This window comes from Achromobacter sp. RW408, from assembly GCF_003184165.1.
GTDB classification, from domain to species: Bacteria; Pseudomonadota; Gammaproteobacteria; order Burkholderiales; family Burkholderiaceae_B; genus Achromobacter; species Achromobacter xylosoxidans.
Window position 1 is genome coordinate 1,130,503 of record NZ_QHHO01000046.1, and the last position, 19,479, is coordinate 1,149,981.

The following is a 19,479-nucleotide window of genomic DNA, read 5'->3' on the forward strand; positions in this document are numbered from 1 at the left end:
CTGCCCGACCGTGACCGAAGCCGCGGCGCTTTTTCGCGATGGCCTGGTCACCAGCGAAGCCCTCACCCGGGCCTGCCTGGACCGCATCGCGGCCCGCCAGGACCTCAATGCCTTCATCACGGTGGACGCGGACGGCGCGCTGGCGCAGGCGCGGGCCGCCGATGCCGCGCGCGCCGGCGGACACACCGCCCGGCCGCTGGAAGGCGTGCCCGTGGCGATCAAGGACAACATCCACGTCGCGGGGCTGCCCAACACCGCCGGCACCCCGGCCCTGCGTGACTTCATCCCGGCCGAGGACGCCCCGATCGTGCGGCGCCTGCGCGAAGCCGGCGCCATCATCGTCGGCAAGACCCACATGCATGAACTGGCGTTCGGCGTTTCCGGCTACAACACGGCCTATCCCGGCCCGCGGGGCGCGGGTACGCGCAACGCCTATGACCCCGAACGCATCGCCGGGGGCTCGTCCTCGGGCAGCGGCGCGGCGGTGGGCGCGCGCCTGGTGCCGGCCGCGCTCGGCACCGACACGGGCGCCTCCGTTCGCCTGCCTGCCGCGCTCAATGGCGCCGTGGGCTTTCGGCCTTCGGTGGGCCGCTATGACGGTTCGGGCATTACGCCGATTTCGCATACCCGCGACACGCCCGGGCCCATCGCCAACGGCATGGCCGACATCGCGCTTCTGGATGCCGTGCTGACTGGCGACGACAGGCCGTTGCCAGCGCTGGACGCCGCCAGCCTGCGGCTGGGACTGCCCGGCTATTTCTGGCAGGACCTGGACCCGCAGGTGCAAGCCGTCGCCCAGGCCGCACTTGAGCGCCTGCGCGCGGCCGGCGTGACGCTGCTGCCGTTGGACATGCCCGGCCTGGAGGCCAGTAACGCCGCGACCGGCATGCCGCTGTGCCTGTACGAACAGAAGCCAGATCTCACCGCCTACCTGGCGCGCCACGAGGTCGGCGTCAGCTTCGAGGAATTGGTGGCGCGGATCTCCAGCCCCGACGTCAAGGCCATCTTCAACGACCTGGTCGTGCCGGGCGTGCTGCCCACGCCATCGGGCGAACTGCTGCCGCTGCAGCCACTGTACGACAGCGCCATCGCGGTCCATCGCGGCGCGCTCATCGACGTCTACCGCCGCGCGTTCGAGCAGCATGCGCTGCACGGGCTGCTGTTCCCCACGGTGCCGGTGCCGCCGCCGCTCGCCGCGCCCGAGGCCAGCAGCCTGGAGTCGTTCCTGCGGCTGGCGCGCAACGTCGACCCCGGCAGCAACGCGGGCCTGCCCGGCCTGAGCCTGCCCGCCGGCCTGTCGGACGACGGCCTGCCGATCGGATTGGAGGTGGATGGCCTGCCGGGCGAGGACCGCAAGATCCTCGCGGTCGGCGTGGCGCTGGAACCGTTGCTGGGCCGCCTGGCGCCGCCGCCAGCCTGATGCGCCTTTCGGCGCGGACGGCGGCCGCGTATCAGTCCTGGCCCGCGAGCATCGCGGCCAGGGTCGCCTCCAGCGCGCCGGCCACGCCCAGCGTGCGCAACGACTGCGCCGCCTGCGCCACCTCGCGCACGAAACGCTCGTCGCGGCCCAGGTCGCCGAACACGGCGGCCAGGGCTGTCATCTCGCGCGCCCAGGCCAGCGCGGCGGCCGGCCCCGGCGGCGCCTCGCGCGCCGCCTGCTCCGCCTGCGCCAACCGCTGCGCCAGCGTCTCGGCCAGCGGGTCATCGATGGGATAACGCCGTCCTGCCTGATCCACCCCGCGCAGGAAATGCAGCCAGCCGGCCAGCGCCAGCGCCAGCCCGGCGATCGGCCGGTCCGCCGCCAGCCGCGCCCGCACCGTGCCCAGCAGGCGCTGCGGCATCTTCTGCGACCCGTCCATGGCGATCTGCCGCGTCTGGTGCCTTAGCGCCGGATTGGCGTAGCGTTGCAACAGCCGCTCCTGGTAAGCCGCCAGGTCCAGGCCCGGCAGCACCGGCAGGGTCGGCGCGATTTCCATGCGCATCAGGTCCGCCAGATAGCGCCGCAGCGCCGGCTGCGCCACCGCCTGGTCCACCGTGCCCCACCCCGCCATCACCGACAGGTAGGCCAGCGCCGAATGCGCGCCGTTCACCATGCGCAGCTTGAGGGTCTCGAACGGCGCCGCCTCGTCGACAAAGCGCGCGCCGCCCACGGCCCAATCCGGCCGGCCGGCGGCAAAGCGATCTTCCACCACCCATTCCAGGAACGGTTCGGCCTGCACCGGCCAGGCGTCCATCATGCCCAGCGCCTGCACCACGGCCGCGCGGTCCTCGTCGGTGGTGCGCGGCACGATGCGGTCCACCATCGAGCAGGGAAAGGCGCAGGCCTGGTCGATCCATTCCGCCAGCCTCGCGTCCACCTGCGCGGCGAAGGCCAGCACCAGGCCGCGCAGCAGGTGACCGTTGCCGGGCAGGTTGTCCAGCGACAGCAGCGTCACCGGTCCCAGGCCCGCCGCGCGCCGGCGCTGCAGCCCCCACACCAGGAATCCGATGGTGCTGCGCGGCGCCAGCGGCTGCCCCAGGTCGTGCACGATGTCGGGATGCGCCAGGTTCAGCGCGCCGCTGGCCGGATCGTGGCAATAGCCTTTTTCGGTCACGGTCAGGCTGACGATGCGCGTATACGGACTGGCGATGCGCGCCAGCACCGCCTGCGGATCCTCGGGCGCCACCAGCGTTTCCAGCAGGCAGCCGATCACCGCCAACTGCTGTCGCGGCCGGCCGTCGGCGTCGGCGCTGCGCAGCGCCAGCGTGTACAGCCCGTCCTGCGGCGCCAGCGCGTCGCGGGTGTCGGCCTGCCGCAGCGACACGCCGCAGATGCCCCAGCGCGGGTCGCCGCTGGCATGCAGAGCCGCTTCATTCACCGCCGCCAGGTGGCCGCGCGCGAACGCGCCCAGCCCCAGGTGCACGATGCCGGCGCGCAGGGCGCCGCGGTCGTAGGCCGGCCGCGCCACGCCGGGCGGCAGCGCCTGCAGGCGCGCCGGATGCAGCCGGACGGCCGCCGGGGCTACCAGTTCCATAACGTGCCGTCCTGCTGCAGCCGGTTCACCGGCAGGTAAGCGCGCTTGTACGGATACTTGGCGGCCAGCTTCTCGTCGATGTCCACGCCGTGACCCGGCACATCGCCCGGATACAGCATGCCCTGCGAGAAGGTGTAGGCGTGCGGGAACACCGCGTCCGTCTCCTCGGTGTGGCGCATGTATTCCTGGATGCCGAAGTTCGGCACCCACAGGTCGAAATGCAGCGCCGCGCCCATGCACACCGGCGACAGGTCGGTGGCGCCATGGCAGCCGGTGCGCACCTGGTACAGCGAGGCCAGGTCGGCGATGCGGCGCAGGTGGGTGATGCCGCCGGCGTGCACCACGGTGGTCCGGATGTAGTCGATCAGCTGGTTCTGCACCAGGTCCTTGCAGTCCCAGATCGAGTTGAAGATCTCGCCCACCGCCAGCGGCGTGGTGGTGTGCTGGCGGATCAGGCGGAAGGCCTCCTGGTTCTCGGCCGGCGTGGCGTCCTCCATCCAGAACAGGTTGTACGGCTCCAGCGACTTGCCCAGGCGGCCGGCCTCGATCGGCGTCAGGCGGTGGTGCACGTCGTGCAGCAGGTGGTGCTCGAAGCCGAGCTTTTCGCGGATGCGCTCGAACAGCTTGGGCGCATGTCGCAGGTACTTCTCGGTGGACCAGTCGTGCTCGCTGGGCAGATCGGCGTCGGCGGGTTCGTAGAACAGGTTGCCGCGGCCCACGCCGTAGACCTTGTCCAGCCCCGGCACGCCGCTCTGCGCGCGGATCGCGCGGTAGCCCATGTCGGCATAGCGCAGCACCTCGTCGACGGTGTGCTCGATGTCGCTGCCGTTGGCGTGGCCGTAGACCATCACCCCGGTGCGGCTCTTGCCGCCCAGCAGCTGGTACAGCGGCAGGCCGGCGGCCTTGGCCTTCAGGTCCCACAGCGCGGTGTCGACCGCGGCGATGGCGGTCATGGTGACCGGGCCCCGGCGCCAGTAGGCGCCCTTGTACAGGTATTGCCAGATGTCCTCGATCTGGTGCGCGTCGCGGCCGATCAGGCAAGGCACCACGTGTTCGGTCAGGTAGGCCGCCACGGCCAGCTCGCGCCCGTTCAGGGTGGCGTCGCCGATGCCGGTCAGGCCCTGGTCGGTCTCGATCTTCAGGGTCACGAAATTGCGGCCCGGCGAACAAACAATGACGCGTGCGTTCGTAATTTTCATCATGGATTCCGTGAAAACGGGAGGGTGTTCAGCCTTCCCAGCCGAGGTGGCTGAGGAAGTCGCGGGTACGGGCGACCTGCGGGTTGTCGAAAATCTGCGCGGGCGGACCCTGTTCCAGGATGGCGCCGTTCTCGAACACCACCACCCAGTTGGCCACGCGCCGGGCGAAACTCATTTCATGCGTGACCACGATCATGGTCATGCCTTCCTGCGCCAGCTTCTTCATGACGTTCAGCACCTCGCCCACGGTCTCGGGGTCGAGCGCCGAGGTCGGCTCGTCGAACAGCATCACTTCCGGCTCCATCGCCAGGGCGCGGGCGATCGCCACGCGCTGCTGCTGGCCGCCGGACAGGTTGGCGGGGAAGTTGCCGGCCTTGTTGGCCAGGCCCACCTTCTCCAGCAGCGCCATGGCTCGGGCCCGCGCCTGCTCCGGCGCCATGCCGAGCACGGTGATCGGCCCCATGGCGACGTTGTCCAGCGCCGACTTGTGCGGGAACAGCTCGAAGCTCTGGAACACCATGCCCATGCGCTGGCGCACCTTGCGCACCTCGGACTCGGCCTCCGGCACCGCCACGCCGTCCAGCAGCACGCGGCCGCCGTCGATCTTCTCCAATGCGTTGGTGCAGCGCAAGAGCGTGGACTTGCCCGAGCCTGACGGGCCGATCAGGCACATCACCTCGCCCTTGTTGACCTGCAGCGAAACGTCGTTCAACGCCACGAAGTCGCCAAAGACCTTGCGCACGTGCTCGTACACCAGCACCGGCGGCTGGTCGGCGCCCTTGCGGGTGGCGGCCGATGCCGCGGCAGCCGTCGCTGCGGCAGGCGTTGCTGCGGCGGCCACCGCCGCGCCGGCCGTGTCGGCCGTTTGTTCCAGGATCATCTCGTTCACTCCTTGACTCCGTATTTGCGGTGGATCCAGTCGACCAGCTTGGCCTGCGGATAGCCCATCAGCCAATAGATCACCGCCATCGCGGTCAGCATTTCCAGCACGCGGAAGCTCTGCGCGCGCACCTGCATCGAGGCATAGGCCAGCTCGCTGACGGCGATCACCGACACCAGCGAGGTGTCCTTGAACAGCGAGATCCAGGTGCTGGCCAGCACCGGCAGGATGCGCCGCGCCGCCTGCGGCACCAGCACCTTGAACATGGCCTGGCGGCGCGACATGCCCATCGCCAGCGCCGCCTCCATCTGGCCCTTGCGGATCGAATTGATGCCGGCGCGGAAGGTCTCGGAGTTGTAAGCCGACACGTTCAGCACCAGCGCCACCAGCGCCGTGGTCACCGCCGAGAACTGCACGTCCAGCGCCATCGGCATGACGTAGAACGCCCAATAGATCACCAGGATCAGCGGCAGGTTGCGGAAGAACTCGACGATCGCCACCGCCACGCCGTTGGCCACGCGGTTCGAGGACAGCCGCATCAGCGCCAGCACCATGCCGCCCGGCACCGCCAGCGCCATCGTCACCACCGTCAGCATCACAGTCATGGCCGCGCCCTGCAGCAGCACCTGGCGCGAGTCCCAGATAATTCCCCAGTCCAGATTCATGAGCGCCCCAGATGTGCGTAGCGTTGGTACAGCCGGTCCACGCCGCGCGTCACCGGAAACAGGATCACGAAATACGCCACGATCACCGCGGTGAACACCTCGATCGGCCGGTAGCTCTGCCCGGCGATGGTCTCGGCCTTGTGCATCAGTTCGGGCACCGCGATCACCGTGGCGATGGCGGTGTCCTTGATCGCCACCGTCAGCACCGAGCCGAAGGCCGGCAGCATGCGGATGGTGGCCTGCGGCAGGATGATCTTGCGCAGCGCCTGGGCCCGCGACATGCCGAGCGCCAGGCCGGCGCGCATCTGCCCCGGGCGCACCGACTCGATGCCGGCGCGGATCACCTCGGCCGAGTAGGCCGCGATGTGCAGCGTCAACGCCACCAGCGCCGCCCAGAACGGCGCGAAGGTCACCCCGGCCAGCAGCGGAAAGGCGAAGTAGATCCACACCAGCACCACCAGCACCGGGATGGCGCGCATGCTGTCGATGTAGAACACCAGCAGCACCCGCAGCCAGCGCGGCCCGTACAGGCGCAGCAGCGCGATCACCAGGCCCAGCAGGATGCTGGAGACAGCCGTGACGGCGCTCAGCGCCACCGTGATGCCCAGGCCGCTGGCGAAGAAGCGCCAGTTATCGACGATGGGGGAAAAATCGAAGTCCATGCAATCTCCGTGCGATTCGCGAGCGCCGGGCTCAGAACGTCACCATCACTTTCATGGCCTGGCGCCGGTCCGCCGCCAGCGCGAAGGCCTCGTGCGCCTGGCGCGCCGGCACGGCGGCCGTCAGCAGCGGCGCCACGTCCACCAGGCCGCGGCCCAGGTAGTCGACCGCCCAGGCGTATTCATCGACGAAGCGGAAGCTGCCGATGACGTTCAGGCTCTTGACCATGATCTGGTTGAACGGGCACTGCTCGCTGCTGCCATTGAGCGTGCCCACCGTGACGATGGTGCCGCGCGGCCGCGTGGCGCGGATGCAGTTGGCCAGCCCGGCGTAGTTGCCGGAGGCCTCGAAGCACACATCGACCGTGCCCTTGCCCGCCGCCAGCTCGTCCAGCGCGCCCGGCTCGGCGGCGGCGTTGATGGTGCGCGTGGCGCCGACCTTGGCGCAGGTCGCCAGGGTCTGGTCCACGATGTCGACCACGATGACCTGGCTGGCGCCGGCCAGGCGCGCCGCCATCAGCACCAACGCGCCGATCGGCCCGGCGCCCACCACCATCACCGTCTTGCCCAGCAGCGTGCCGGCGCTGCGCACCGCGTGCAGCGCCACCGCCAGCGGCTCGCCAAAGGCGGCCAGCTCGAACGACAGGCTGTCCGGCACAGGCACGCACTGCTTTTCCTGCACCACCACCTGCTCGCGCATCGCGCCCTGCATGTGCGGATAACGGCTGGCGCTGCCGAAGAAGAACACCGCCTCGCAGTGGTTGGAATCGCCCTGGCGGCAATAGCGGCACACGCCGCAGGTGCGCGCCGGATCCAGCGCCACGCGGTCGCCGGGCTTGACGGCGGTGACGGCCGAACCGACCTCCAGCACCTGGCCCGAGGCCTCGTGGCCCGGCGTCAGCGGTTCGCGGATGACGAAATCGCCGACCCGGCCGTGGCGGTAGTAGTGCAGGTCCGAACCGCAGATGCCGACCGCCTTGACGCCGACGCGCACCTGCGTCGGGCCCAGCGGCTCGGGCGCCTGTTCCACCAGCCGCAGGTCCTCGGCCCCATGAATCGCGCAATTGAGCATGGTGTGTCCGCCTTACTTCAGGTTCTGCGTCATGCGGCGCTCTTCGGCCACCAGTTCGGGATGCATGCGCGCTTCCACCTTGCGCAGCCACTCCAGGTACACCGGCTGGTTCTTGGCCACGCCCATGCCCGCGTCGATCGCGAAGATCTTGCTGTCCTGGCAGTCGTTTTCCTTGGGGAACACGGCCAGGCCCTTGACCTTCCTGCTGATGTTCGGCCACAGCATGCGGTTCAGCGGCGCCACGTCGGAGCGGCCCGCCAGCACTTCCTCTATCGGCGCCACCGAACCCGAGTTGGTCACGCCGCGCAGCTTGGCCTTGGGGAAGTTCTCCAGCACCAGCGGCTCTTCGCCGGCGCCCGAGAAGTAGGCCATGGTGATGCCGGGCTGGTTGAAGTCCTCGACCTTGGTGGCGCTGGTGAACTTGGGGTTGGACGCCAGGCCGAACATGCAGACGCTGGTGTTCGAGAACGTGACGAAGTCGATGATCTTGGCGCGCTCGGCGTTCTGGTTCAGCGGCCCGATCATGATGTCCATCTGGTTGGCGATCAGCGCCGGCACCTTGGTCTCGTGGCTGACCTGCACCGGCACGATCTTCACGTCCAGCAGGCGCGCGAATTCCTTGCCCAGCAGCCATGACGAGCCCATCCAGGGCTCGCCCGAGCCGGTGGTGTTCTGCACCAGCCACGGCGGGTTGTTGACCACGCCCACGCGCAGCACGCCGGCCTTGCGGATGGCGTCGATGCGCGGGCTCTCGCCGGGCGCGGGCGGCGTCTGCGCCTGGGCGGTGGCGGCGCCGGCCAGCAGCAGAGCGGTGGCGGCGAAACGGGTGAGGAAGGACGGTTGCATTGCGGTCTCCTTGGAGGCAAGCCCGGCGGCGGACGCCGGATGCGGGCGCGCGAGGCCGCGGGCAGTCGCCCGGGCCGCGCGCCTTGCGCGGGTCGGTGAATCCAGTGGGGTGGGGAAAGGCCGGAGCGGCCTACGGGGTCTGTTCGATGATGCGCATTTCGTCGGCGTCCAGGCGCGTCTTCATGCCGGCGGCCACCTGCCGCAGCCAGGCCAGGTATTCGGGTTGGTTCTTGTCGATCGCCAGGCCCACCGGCGAGGCCTTTTCGGTGCTCTGCTGGCAGTTGGCCTCGGCCGGCAGCACGGCCAGGCCGCGCACCTTGCGGTTCAGGCCGACCCACGGCACGCGATTGATCGGCGCCGCGTCGGCGCGCTTGGCCATGATTTCCTCGATCGGCGCGGTGGCGCCCGAGTTGGCCACGGCGCGCAGCGTGGCGTTGGGAAAGCGCTGCTTGACCCAGGCTTCCTCGGCGCCGCCAGTGAAGTATGCGATGGTGACGCCGGGCCGGTTCAGGTCATCGACCGACCTGGCCGCGGCCAGTTTGGGATTGGACGCCAGGCCGAACATGCAGACGCTGGTGGAGGAATACAGCACGAAGTCCACCACCTTCAAGCGTTCCGGCGTTTCGGCCAGCGGGCTGATGGTCATGTCGACCTGGTTGGCCGCCAGCACCGGCACCTTGGTTTCATGCGAGACCTGCACCGGCGTCAGCTTCACCCCCAGCAGGCGGGCGTATTCCTTGGCCAGCAGCCAGGCCGGGCCGCTCCAGCCCTCGCCGCCCTTGCCGGATACGTCCTGCAGCAGCCAGGGTGCGTTCTGCAGCACGCCGACGCGCAGCTCGCCGGCCTTGCGGATGGCATCGATACGCGCGCTCTGGCCCGCCGCGGGCGCTTCCTGCGCCATCGCCGGCGCCGCCAGCGCATAGGCCGCCAGCGCGCACGCCGACAGCATCGCCGCCGCCCTGTGCCAGGCGCGGCTCCCCTTGTTCCTTTGCTGCATCCTGTTGTCTCCTGATGTGTGTCGCCCGGTTCCGGGGCGCGGTATCTTCCGCGCTCAGCCGGGGGCCGCCTGCCGGTCCTGCCTTAAAGCCTGTTCACCGCCACCCCTGCGCGAACTCGCCGATCACGCGTTCGAGGTGATTGCGCATCGCCTGCCGCGCCCCATCCGCATCGCGCGCCACCAGCGCGCTGAAGATGCGCTGGTGATCTTCCTGCGAGGCCTGGCGCAATTCCTGCGTATGGAAATGCTGCTCGATCTTTTCCCAGATGGGGCCTTGCGCCTGGTCCCACATCGCCGTCACCGTGCCCAGCAGCACGCTGTTGCCGGTGGACTGCGCGATGTACAGGTGGAAACGGCGGTCGGCCTCCTGGTTTTCTTCCTTGTGCATCATCTGCTCGCGCATGGTGGTCAGCGCCTCGAAGATGCGATCCAGGTCGGCATCGTTGCGGGTGCTGGCCGCTAGCGCGGCGATTTCCGATTCGACCAGGCAGCGCGCGCGCAGCAGTTCGAACGGCCCCGCGCCCGGCTCCTGCGCGGCCGGCAGCCGCGCCACGCCCGGACGCGGTTCACAGACATAGATGCCCGAGCCGCCGCGCACTTCCACCACGCCCTGCAGCTCCAGCGCGATGATGGCCTCGCGCAGCGAAGTGCGGCTGACGTCGAAGCGCTCGGCCAGCGCGCGCTCGGCCGGCAGGCGCTTGCCCACCGCGAACTCGCCCTGCGCGACCAGGGCCTGGATCTGCGCGGCCAGCCGCAGGTAGGCGCGGTCGGCCACCGGCTTGCTGGCGGGTTCCTCGGGCTTGGGGATCAGTTGTAGTGTCATGGCATTGAAAGTGGTTGGACCAAATATTATGTGGTTTACCAATTTGGCACATCATGGTTTACCACTATCCATTTGGTAAACCGTCCGAATAAAACAAAGCGCCGCGCCGGACGAGCCGGGGCGGCGCTAGGGTGGCGCTGGGATGCCGGGCGGGCCCGGCGCGGCGGCGGAAACCGCCTCAGCCCAGGTTCGGCGCCAGCGTGCGCTTCAGATCCTCGATGCTGCGGCCGCTGCGCGCGGCGTAGTCCTGCAACTGGTCTTCGCCGATGATGCCGACGTTGAAGTACTGCGACTGCGGATGGCTGAAGTAGAAGCCCGACACGCTCGAGGCCGGGAACATGGCGTAGCTGTCGGTCAGCATCATGCCGATGTCGGCGCCGTCCAGCACGCGGAACATGTCGGTCTTGACCACGTGTTCCGGGCAGGCCGGATAGCCCGGCGCCGGGCGGATGCCGACGTACTTCTCGGCGATCATGTCGTCGTTGGACAGCGCCTCGTCCGGCGCGTAGCCCCACAGGTCCTGGCGCACGCGGGCGTGCAGGCATTCGGCGAAGGCCTCGGCCAGGCGGTCGGCCAGCGACTTGAGCATGATGCCGGAATAGTCGTCCAGCGCCTTCTCGAACTCGGCTTCCTTTTTCTCGATGCCCAGGCCCGCCGTCACCGCGAACATGCCGATGTAGTCCAGCTTGCCGCTGGATTTGGGCGCGATGAAGTCCGACAGCGACTTGTTGCTGACGCCCTCGCGCTTGGCGCCCTGCTGGCGCAGGTTGCGGTAGGTGAACAGCACCTCGCTGCGGCTCTCGTCCTTGTAGACCTCGATGTCCTCGTCGTTGACGCTGTTGGCCGGGTAGAAACCGACCACGCCGTTCGCGGTCAGCCAGCGGCCCTCGACGATGCGCTTCATCATGGCCTGGCCGTCAGCGTAGACCTTGCGCGCCTGTTCGCCCACCACCTTGTCCTCCAGGATGGCCGGATACGGGCCGAACAGGCTCCAGGTCTGGAAGAACGGGCCCCAGTCCACGTACTTCGCGATCTCGGCCAGGTCGTAGCTCTTGAAGGTGCGGCGGCCGATGAACTTGGGGCGCGGCGGCGTGTAGCTGTCCCAGTCGATCCGCGGGCGCGAGGCCCGCGCCTCGGCCAGCGGCAGGATCGGCGTGGCCTTGCGGTTGGCGTGGCGGCGGCGCACGTCCTCGTATTCCTCGGCCAGCTCCGCCAGGTAGGCGTCCGCCTGGTCGGACATCAGGCTGGTGGCCACGCCCACCGAACGGCTGGCGTCCGGCACGTAGATCACCGGGCCTTCGTAGTTGGGCGCGATCTTCACGGCGGTATGCACGCGGCTGGTGGTGGCGCCGCCGATCATCAGCGGCACCTTGCGGCTGCGGAAATACTCGTCGCGCTGCATTTCCGAGGCGACGTAGGCCATCTCTTCCAGGCTGGGCGTGATCAGGCCGGACAGGCCGACGATGTCGGCGTTCTCTTCCTTGGCTTTCTCCAGGATCTGGGCGCAGGGCACCATCACGCCCATGTTCACCACTTCGAAGTTGTTGCACTGCAGGACCACCGACACGATGTTCTTGCCGATGTCGTGCACGTCGCCCTTGACGGTGGCGATGACGATCTTGCCCTTGGCGCGCACGTCGCCGCCGGCGGCCGCGATCTGGCGCTTTTCCTCTTCGATGAAGGGGATCAGGTGGGCCACGGCCTGCTTCATCACGCGCGCCGACTTCACCACCTGCGGCAGGAACATCTTGCCGGCGCCGAACAGGTCGCCGACCACGTTCATGCCGTCCATCAGCGGGCCTTCGATCACCTCGATCGGGCGGCCGCCGCGCGCGGCGATCTTCTGGCGCACCTCTTCGGTGTCCTCGACGATGAAGGCGGTGATACCGTGCACCAGCGCGTGCGACAGGCGCGCCTCGACTTCGGCATTGCGCCAGGCCAGGTCTTCTTCCTTCTTGGCGCCCGAGCCTTTCACGCTGTCGGCGAACTGCACCAGGCGCTCGGTCGGCGTGCGTTCGTCGGCCGGGTCGGTCTTGCCGACCGGCTCGGCGCGATCCAGCACCACGTCCTCGACCAGGTCGCGCAGCTTGGGATCCAGGTCGGCATACACGCCCAACTGGCCGGCGTTGACGATGCCCATCGTCATGCCTTCCTTGACCGCGTAATACAGGAACACGGTGTGGATGGCCTCGCGCATCGGCTCGTTGCCGCGGAACGAGAAGCTCACGTTCGACACCCCGCCCGAGATGCGGGCGTGCGGCAGGTTCTCGCGGATCCAGCGCGTGCCTTCGATGAAATCGACGGCATAGTGGTTGTGCTCGTCGATGCCGGTGGCGACCGCGAACACGTTGGGATCGAAAATGATGTCTTCCGGCGGGAAGCCCTCTTCCTCGACCAGGATCTTGTAGGCGCGGCCGCAGATTTCCTTGCGGCGCTCCAGCGTGTCGGCCTGGCCCTGCTCGTCGAACGCCATCACCACCACCGCCGCGCCGTAGCGGCGGCACAGGCGGGCGTGGTGGCGGAACGGCTCCAGGCCTTCCTTCATGGAGATCGAGTTGACCACCGGCTTACCCTGCACGCACTTCAGGCCGGTCTCGATCACGTCCCACTTGGAGCTGTCGATCATCACCGGCACGCGCGCGATGTCGGGCTCGGAGGCGATCAGGTTCAGGAAGCGGTGCATGCACGCCACCGAATCCAGCATGGCCTCGTCCATGTTGATGTCGATGATCTGCGCGCCGTTCTCGACCTGCTGGCGGGCCACCGCCAGCGCCTCGTCGTATTTCTCTTCGCGGATCAGGCGCGCGAACATCTTGCTGCCGGTGACGTTGGTGCGTTCGCCCACGTTCACGAACAGCGTGTCCTCGTCGATGTTGAGCGGCTCCAGGCCCGACAGGCGGGTCTTGACCGGGATCTCCGGCACCACCCGCGGCGTCAGCGCCGCGACCTTGTCGGCGATGGCGCGGATGTGGTCGGGCGTGGTGCCGCAGCAGCCGCCCGACATGTTCACCAGCCCGGCGCGGGCGAATTCCTCCAGCAGCGCGGAAGTGTCGGCCGGGGTCTCGTCGAAGCCGGTCTCGGCCATCGGGTTGGGCAGGCCGGCGTTGGGATAGACGCAGACGTAGGTGTCGCAGATCTTGGACAGCTCGGCCACGTACGGGCGCATCAGCGCCGCGCCCAGCGCGCAGTTCAGGCCGATGGTGACCGGGCGCGCGTGGCGCACCGAGTTCCAGAAGGCCTCGACGGTCTGGCCCGACAGGATGCGGCCGGAGGCGTCGGTGACGGTGCCCGAGATCATCACCGGCAGGCGGATGCCGCGCTGCTCGAACACTTCCTCGGTGGCGAAGATCGCCGCCTTGGCGTTGAGCGTGTCGAAGATGGTCTCGATCAGGACGATGTCGATGCCGCCGTCCAGCAGGCCGTTGAGCTGTTCAACGTAGGCCACGCGCAGCTCGTCGAAGGTGACGTTGCGCGCGCCCGGGTCGTTCACGTCGGGCGAGATCGACGCCGTCTTGGGCTGCGGGCCGAGCGCGCCGGCCACGAAGCGCGGTTTGTCCGGCGTGCTGTACTGGTCACAGGCCTCGCGCGCCAGTTGCGCGGACACCAGGTTCAGTTCGTAGGCCAGTTCCGGCAGGTCGTAGTCGCCCTGCGCGATCGAGGTGGCGCCGAAGGTGTTGGTCTCGATGACGTCGGCGCCGGCCTCCAGGTACTGGCGGTGGATCTCGGAGATCACGTCCGGCCGCACCAGCGACAGCAGCTCGTTGTCGCCCTTGAGGTCCTTGCCATGGCCGGCGAAGCGCTCGCCGCGGAAATCGGCCTCGCCCAGCTTGTAGCGCTGGATCATCGTGCCCATGGCGCCGTCCAGGATCAGGATGCGCTGACCCAGCTGGCGGGCGAATTCGCCGCCGCGGGTGAAGCTCTCGGGCGGGTAAGGCAGGCGGGGATACGACACGTTCAGGTCCGAAAGGAGGAGGTTGGGCAACGAAGGCGGCCGGGCAAATGTCGCTAAAAAGCGATAAAGGCCTAAAAATCAACCCCTGATCGTAACAAAACGGGCCCTGTCTCGCCCTCCGGTGATACAGTTTCGGCCCCGAACCGGTGCTTTCGGCGCATCGGGACAGGCAAGAACGCAACACTTGCCGGTCCGCGTGCGAAAGGTAAACGGGAAACAGGAAGACGCCCACCGCGCCGCCCACGAGGCTGGCCGGCCGGGGCATCCAGCCTGTGCTGCCCCCGCAACGGTCCCCATGCGCGCGATGCGCCCATGGCAGCCCGATACCGGCCAGTTCGATCGCCAGGACACCCGTCCGGCGCCCGCTCCCCAGGGACGCGGCGTGGCCCCGGGCATCCTCCCCATCGTGATTGACCTGCGGGGTCGCGGGTCGCATCGAGGTCTTGTAGATGAAATCCCGCTCCATCCGGCGCTACGCCGGCGCCCTGCTCTGCTCCGCCCCGGCCCTGTCGGCCGCCCAGCAAGCCGCCACCCCCGCTCCCGAACTCGACACCGTCACCGTCACCGCCCAGCGCGTGCCCAGCGACGGCCGCACCTTGCCGGTGTCGATCTCGGTCATCACCGCCGAAGACATCGCCGCCAGCAGCGCCCGCACCATGCAGGACCTGCTGTCGACGCAGGCCGGCATCCACCTGATCAACAGCTCCGGCTCGGCGGACGGCGCCATGGTCGACCTGCGCGGCTTCGGCGTGACCGGCGCCAGCAACACGCTGATCATGATCGACGGCGTCAAGCAGAACCCCAACGACCTGTCCGCCCCCAACCTGGGCGTGGTGCCGCTGGACCAGGTCGAGCGCGTCGAGATCGTGCGCGGCAGCGGTTCGGTGCAATACGGCGGCGGCACCACCGGCGGCGTGATCAACATCATCACCCGCAAGGACTTCGCCAAGGAGCCGGTCACGGCCCGCGCCACCGCCACCTTCGGCAGCTACGGCCTGCGCCAGTACGACGCCGCCGTGGCCCTGAACAACCAGAAGGTCGGCGTCGACGCCTACATGCAGTCGCTGCACAGCGATGGCTACCGCGACAACAACGCCGAAACCCGCGAGGGCGGCGGCGGCGGCATCACCTTCCGCCATGCCGACGGTTCGATCCGCCTGTACGGCAACACCACCACGCAGCGCCTGGAACTGCCCGGCCCGCGCCAGATCAATCCGCTCACCGGCCTGAACCAGTACCAGGACGACCGCCGCGGCTCCAAGAACGACGCCGACTTCATCAAGTCCACGTCCACCACCATCGGTCTGCAACTCGAACAGGCGCTGGGCGTCGGCACGCTCTACGCCGACCTGGCCAGCCGCAACAAAAAGCTGCACGGCCTGACCTATGCCTCGCCGAGCATGTTCGACAGCGGCGGCGACACGCTGCGCGACCAGAAGCTGGTGGAAAACAGCGCCAGCCTGCGCTACCGCCTGCCGATCAGCGGCGGCCACAGCGTCGTCTTCGGCGCCGACGCGCTGGAGTCCCGGACCACGGTCACGCAGGACGCGTACTACGACCCGATCCAATCCAGGATGCAGTCGCGCCAGCATCAGTACGGACTGTTCGCCGAAGGCCAGATCCGCGCCACCGAGAGCACCAACGTCACCATGGGCGTGCGGCGCCAGTATGCCTCGGACAAGCTGGAAATCCTGGCCGGCTCGGGCGGCAACCCCTCGGACAGCGGCCACCACCTGACTGCCTGGCAGTTGGGCGTGCGCCAGGATCTGAGCAACGGCTTCGGCGTGTACGGCAAGGTCGGCCGCAGCTTCCGCCTGGCCAACAGCGACGAATTGCTGTGGGTGCAGAACCCGCTGGCGCCGCAGACCTCCACCGACAAGGAACTGGGTGTGACCTGGCAATCGGAGCGCAGCAGCGCCCGCCTGTCGTGGTTCCGCTATGACCTGACCAACGAAATCCAGTACAACCCGCTGGCCGACATGTTCGGCGCCAACGTCAACCTGGACCCGACCCGGCGCCAGGGCATCGAACTGGAAGGCCATCACGAAATCGTCCGCGGCGTGACGCTGGACGCCAACGTGACCTGGATGGAGGCGCAATTCCGCTCGGGCACCTACAACGGCGTCGACCTGGCCGGCAAGACCGTGCCGATGGCGCCGAAGTGGCTGGCCAATGCCGGCGTGACCTGGCGTCCCACCGATGCGTTCCTGTGGAACGTGGCCGCGCAATACGTCGGCAAGTCGCGCCTGGACAACGACCAGGCCAACGAGTTCGACAAACAGCTGGACGCCTACGTGCTGTTCAACACCAAGGTCGCGTACAAATTCACCCGCAATATCGAAGGCGCGGTGGGCGTGAACAACATCCTGGACCGCAAGTACGCCACCTACGGCATCCGCAGCGGCAGCATGGGCGAAACGGGTCCGTACAACCTGTACCCCGCGCCCGGCCGCAACTTCTACGCTTCCCTCACGCTGCGCTACTGAGCGGCGATCCGATATAGTCGGCGTTGTTCCACGCCGACCGTATCGATGCCTCGCATGACCTTCGTCCGCGCCCTTCCGTTCGCCGTCCTGGGGCTGCTGTCCGGCCCCGGTCCGGCGGCGGCCGACACCCCTGCCGGCCCCCCTGCGGCGATCCACGCGCGCGACGATCGCGGCCGCGACCTGACCCTGGCGGCCCCGGCGCGGCGCGCGGTGACCCTCGCGCCGCACGCCACCGAGCTGGTCTACGCGGCCGGCGCCGGCGCCTACCTGGTCGCCACTATCCGGGGCAGCGACTATCCGCCCGCGGCCCGCGCCCTGCCGGTCATCGGCGACGGCACCCAGCCCGATCCCGAGCGCGTGGCCGCCGCCCGTCCCGACCTGGTCATCGCCTGGCAACCATCGGCCGCCGCGCCGCTGGCGCGCGTGATGGACAAGCTGGGCGTGCCGCTCTACTACAGCGACCCGCAGACGCTGGCGGCCATCCCCGACGCGGTCGAACGCCTGGGCGTGCTGTTCGGCACCGAGGCCCAGGCGGCGCCCGCCGCCCAGGCCCTGCGCGCGCGGCTCGACGCGCTGGCCGCGCGCTACGCCGGCCGCGCGCCGGTGCGCGTCTTCGTGCAGGCGGGCCTGGACCCGATCTACACCCTGAACCACGCCAGCATCGTCAGCGACGCGCTGCGCCTGTGCGGTGGCGTCAACGTCTTCGAGCAGGCGCCGGTCGTGGCCCCGCAGGTCGGCCTGGAAAGCGTGTTGGCGGCGCGGCCCGACGCGGTGCTGGCCGGCGTCACCACGCCCGCGGACACCGCCCGCAACCTGGCGGCCTGGCGCGCCATGGGCCTGCCGGCGGCGCTGGCCGGCCACGTCTACGGCATCGACGCCGACGCGCTGTACCGCCCCGGCCCGCGCCTGATCGACGCGGCCGAGCAGTTGTGCGCGGACCTGGACGGCCTGCGGGCGCGCTAGGGCCGGCGGCGCGAAAGCCCCCGCCCGGCGCGGGGCCGGCGGCATACCCCTGTCCGCGACCCGGTCATTCGCGCCCGTCCGTCGTGCGCGGCAAGCGCGATTTGTGGAACGCGCCAGCGTGGCCTTGGTCGCAGCCGCGCCGCGCCGTGCTTTATGATTCACCTAACCGTGATCAACCCGTTGATCCCCGATGATCAGCCAGCCCCCGCGGGTCCCGCTGCGCGCGCCCGCTCTTTGAAGCACCGCCATGACCACTCAAGACACTCTCACCATCGCCGGCCGCGCCTATTCGTCGCGCCTGCTCGTCGGCACCGGCAAGTACAAGGATTTCGAACAGACCCGCGCGGCGCTGGACGCCAGCGGCACCGAGATCGTCACGGTCGCCATCCGCCGCACCAACATCGGCCAGAACCCGGGCGAGCCCAACCTGCTCGACTACGTGCCGATGTCCAAGTTCACGCTGCTGCCCAACACCGCCGGCTGCTACTCGGCCGACGACGCCGTGCGCACGCTGCGCCTGGCGCGCGAACTGCTGGACGGCCACGCCCTGGTCAAGCTGGAAGTGCTGGGCGACCCGCACACGCTGTTCCCCAACATGCCCGAGACCCTGAAGGCCACCAAGACCCTGGTCGACGAGGGCTTTCAGGTCATGGTCTATTGCACCGACGATCCCATCCAGTGCCGCATGCTCGAAGACATGGGCGCCGTGGCCGTGATGCCGCTGGCCTCGCTGATCGGCTCCGGCATGGGCATCCTGAATCCCTGGAACCTGCGCCTGATCATCGACCAGGCGCGCGTGCCGGTGGTGGTGGACGCCGGCGTGGGCACCGCCTCGGACGCCGCCATCGCCATGGAACTGGGTTGCGACGCCGTGCTGATGAACACCGCCATCGCCGCCGCGCGCGACCCGGTGCTGATGGCCAGCGCCATGAAGAAGGGCGTCGAGTCCGGCCGCGAGGCCTTCCTGGCCGGCCGCATGCCGAAAAAGCTCTACAGCGGCGCGCCCAGCTCGCCCACCGAGGGCTTGATCACCGCCGCGCCCGGCGCCGCCAAATGAGCAGCCGCCAGCCGGCCGCCAACGGCCGCCCGATCCCCAACGCGCTGACCATCGCCGGCGTCGACCCGTCCGGCGGCGCCGGCATCCTGGCCGACGTCAAGGCCATGAGCGCCCTGGGCGCCTATGGCTGCGCCGTCATCGCCGCGCTCACCGCGCAGAACACCCAGGGCGTCAGCGGCATCTCGCCGGTGCCGCCGGCCTTCGTCGGCCAGCAGATCGACACCCTGTTCGCCGACGTGCGCATCGACGCGGTCAAGATCGGCATGCTGGGCCAGCAGCCGGTGATCCAGGTGGTGGCCGAGAAGCTGGCCAAGTGGACCCCGGCCCACGTGGTGCTGGACCCGGTCATGGTGGCCAAGAGCGGCGACCTGCTGCTGGAACGCGACGCCGTCGGCGCCATGCGCGAAGCGCTGCTGCCGCAGGCCACGCTGCTCACCCCCAACCTGCCCGAGGCCGGCGTGCTGCTGGAAGAACGTCCGGTGGAAACGGTCAAGGAAATGCGACGGGTGGCCGAACGCCTGCGCAACAAGCTGGCGCATTCGGGCCAGCGCTGGGTCATGGTCAAGGGCGGCCACCTGCCCGGCAACGACACCATCGACCTGCTGCACGACGGCGACCGCATGATCGAGCTGCCCGGCCACCGCATCGAGACCGCCAACACCCATGGCACCGGCTGCACCCTGTCGGCCGCCCTGGCCGCGCTGCTGCCCCAGGTCGAGGACGTGCCCGAGGCCGCGCGCCGCGCCAAGGCCTACCTGACCGAAGCCATCCGCCACGCCGAACGCCTGTCGGTCGGTTCCGGCCATGGCCCGGTGCACCACTTCCACGCCTGGTGGTGATACCGGCCGTCATTGCGTCCGAAAGCG

The 19,479-nt window shown here is 69.1% G+C and carries 15 protein-coding genes and 1 riboswitch; of the genes, 5 read left to right on the forward strand and 10 right to left on the reverse strand.

Annotation, left to right across the window (positions count from 1 at the left end; all coding sequences use genetic code 11):
• Nucleotides 1–10: 10 nt before the first annotated feature.
• The gene (iaaH, locus tag DK459_RS15255; RefSeq protein WP_020925359.1) at nt 11–1,420 is read left to right on the forward strand and encodes an indoleacetamide hydrolase; all 1,410 of its coding nucleotides are present in this window, start codon (nt 11–13) and stop codon (nt 1,418–1,420) included.
• 31 nt (nt 1,421–1,451) lie between these two features.
• Here iaaH and DK459_RS15260 read toward each other — a convergent pair whose 3' ends face one another.
• The 10 genes from DK459_RS15260 to metH all read right to left on the reverse strand — a co-directional run bounded on the left by DK459_RS15260 (nt 1,452) and on the right by metH (nt 14,107).
• Complete coding sequence (locus tag DK459_RS15260; protein ID WP_110134848.1) at nt 1,452–3,014, reverse strand: mannitol dehydrogenase family protein; 1,563 nt, start codon at nt 3,012–3,014, stop codon at nt 1,452–1,454.
• Nucleotides 3,002–4,213 carry a D-mannonate dehydratase ManD gene (gene manD, locus DK459_RS15265; RefSeq protein WP_006386881.1) on the reverse strand — a complete coding sequence of 404 codons (1,212 nt, stop codon included), beginning with the start codon at nt 4,211–4,213 and terminating at the stop codon, nt 3,002–3,004. The genes DK459_RS15260 and manD overlap by 13 nt, the downstream gene beginning before the upstream one ends.
• Nucleotides 4,214–4,241: 28 nt before the next feature.
• Nucleotides 4,242–4,973 carry an amino acid ABC transporter ATP-binding protein gene (locus DK459_RS15270; protein WP_035182674.1) on the reverse strand — a complete coding sequence of 244 codons (732 nt, stop codon included), beginning with the start codon at nt 4,971–4,973 and terminating at the stop codon, nt 4,242–4,244.
• A 125-nt stretch (nt 4,974–5,098) separates the two neighbouring features.
• Nucleotides 5,099–5,758 carry an amino acid ABC transporter permease gene (locus DK459_RS15275; protein WP_006392648.1) on the reverse strand — a complete coding sequence of 220 codons (660 nt, stop codon included), beginning with the start codon at nt 5,756–5,758 and terminating at the stop codon, nt 5,099–5,101.
• Nucleotides 5,755–6,420, reverse strand: a complete 666-nt coding sequence (locus DK459_RS15280; protein WP_006392647.1) for an amino acid ABC transporter permease — start codon at nt 6,418–6,420, stop codon at nt 5,755–5,757. The genes DK459_RS15275 and DK459_RS15280 overlap by 4 nt, the downstream gene beginning before the upstream one ends.
• A gap of 31 nt (nt 6,421–6,451) precedes the next feature.
• Nucleotides 6,452–7,489: an L-idonate 5-dehydrogenase gene (locus DK459_RS15285; protein ID WP_006386878.1), complete on the reverse strand. Its 1,038-nt coding sequence runs from the start codon at nt 7,487–7,489 to the stop codon at nt 6,452–6,454.
• Between the two features lie 12 nt (nt 7,490–7,501).
• On the reverse strand, nt 7,502–8,335 hold the full coding sequence (locus DK459_RS15290; RefSeq protein ID WP_024067608.1) for an ABC transporter substrate-binding protein: 834 nt from the start codon (nt 8,333–8,335) through the stop codon (nt 7,502–7,504).
• A gap of 130 nt (nt 8,336–8,465) precedes the next feature.
• Nucleotides 8,466–9,332: an ABC transporter substrate-binding protein gene (locus DK459_RS15295; protein WP_054439313.1), complete on the reverse strand. Its 867-nt coding sequence runs from the start codon at nt 9,330–9,332 to the stop codon at nt 8,466–8,468.
• A gap of 94 nt (nt 9,333–9,426) precedes the next feature.
• Entirely contained in the window at nt 9,427–10,155 is a 729-nt protein-coding gene (locus DK459_RS15300; RefSeq protein WP_020925365.1) for a FadR/GntR family transcriptional regulator, read from the reverse strand.
• Between the two features lie 178 nt (nt 10,156–10,333).
• Complete coding sequence (metH, locus tag DK459_RS15305; RefSeq protein WP_110134898.1) at nt 10,334–14,107, reverse strand: methionine synthase; 3,774 nt, start codon at nt 14,105–14,107, stop codon at nt 10,334–10,336.
• 171 nt (nt 14,108–14,278) lie between these two features.
• A riboswitch (cobalamin riboswitch) is annotated at nt 14,279–14,457 on the forward strand.
• 99 nt (nt 14,458–14,556) lie between these two features.
• On the opposite strand from metH, the gene DK459_RS15310 reads away from it, so the two are divergent.
• The 4 genes from DK459_RS15310 (at nt 14,557) to thiD (ending at nt 19,452) form a co-directional block, all read left to right on the forward strand.
• Nucleotides 14,557–16,593, forward strand: coding sequence for a TonB-dependent receptor (locus tag DK459_RS15310; RefSeq protein WP_110134849.1), 2,037 nt, complete (start codon nt 14,557–14,559; stop codon nt 16,591–16,593).
• A 54-nt stretch (nt 16,594–16,647) separates the two neighbouring features.
• On the forward strand, nt 16,648–17,556 hold the full coding sequence (locus DK459_RS15315; RefSeq protein WP_053501223.1) for a cobalamin-binding protein: 909 nt from the start codon (nt 16,648–16,650) through the stop codon (nt 17,554–17,556).
• Nucleotides 17,557–17,803: 247 nt separating this feature from the next.
• Entirely contained in the window at nt 17,804–18,613 is an 810-nt protein-coding gene (locus DK459_RS15320) for a thiazole synthase (protein ID WP_006386872.1), read from the forward strand.
• Nucleotides 18,610–19,452 (forward strand): bifunctional hydroxymethylpyrimidine kinase/phosphomethylpyrimidine kinase, encoded by an 843-nt coding sequence (thiD, locus tag DK459_RS15325; RefSeq protein ID WP_020925371.1) that lies wholly within the window; start codon nt 18,610–18,612, stop codon nt 19,450–19,452. The genes DK459_RS15320 and thiD overlap by 4 nt, the downstream gene beginning before the upstream one ends.
• The last annotated feature ends 27 nt before the right edge of the window (nt 19,453–19,479 follow it).

What these genes read in the sequence shown, in the direction of transcription:
- DK459_RS15275 (WP_006392648.1), bottom strand. Translation starts at nt 5,758, where the DNA reads ATGAATCTGGACTGGGGAATTATCTGGGACTCGCGCCAGGTGCTGCTG.
- DK459_RS15315 (WP_053501223.1), top strand. Translation starts at nt 16,648, where the DNA reads ATGACCTTCGTCCGCGCCCTTCCGTTCGCCGTCCTGGGGCTGCTGTCC.
- DK459_RS15295 (WP_054439313.1), bottom strand. Translation starts at nt 9,332, where the DNA reads ATGCAGCAAAGGAACAAGGGGAGCCGCGCCTGGCACAGGGCGGCGGCG.
- DK459_RS15300 (WP_020925365.1), bottom strand. Translation starts at nt 10,155, where the DNA reads ATGACACTACAACTGATCCCCAAGCCCGAGGAACCCGCCAGCAAGCCG.
- DK459_RS15290 (WP_024067608.1), bottom strand. Translation starts at nt 8,335, where the DNA reads ATGCAACCGTCCTTCCTCACCCGTTTCGCCGCCACCGCTCTGCTGCTG.
- DK459_RS15310 (WP_110134849.1), top strand. Translation starts at nt 14,557, where the DNA reads ATGAAATCCCGCTCCATCCGGCGCTACGCCGGCGCCCTGCTCTGCTCC.
- thiD (WP_020925371.1), top strand. Translation starts at nt 18,610, where the DNA reads ATGAGCAGCCGCCAGCCGGCCGCCAACGGCCGCCCGATCCCCAACGCG.
- DK459_RS15260 (WP_110134848.1), bottom strand. Translation starts at nt 3,014, where the DNA reads ATGGAACTGGTAGCCCCGGCGGCCGTCCGGCTGCATCCGGCGCGCCTG.
- DK459_RS15285 (WP_006386878.1), bottom strand. Translation starts at nt 7,489, where the DNA reads ATGCTCAATTGCGCGATTCATGGGGCCGAGGACCTGCGGCTGGTGGAA.
- DK459_RS15320 (WP_006386872.1), top strand. Translation starts at nt 17,804, where the DNA reads ATGACCACTCAAGACACTCTCACCATCGCCGGCCGCGCCTATTCGTCG.
- manD (WP_006386881.1), bottom strand. Translation starts at nt 4,213, where the DNA reads ATGAAAATTACGAACGCACGCGTCATTGTTTGTTCGCCGGGCCGCAAT.
- DK459_RS15280 (WP_006392647.1), bottom strand. Translation starts at nt 6,420, where the DNA reads ATGGACTTCGATTTTTCCCCCATCGTCGATAACTGGCGCTTCTTCGCC.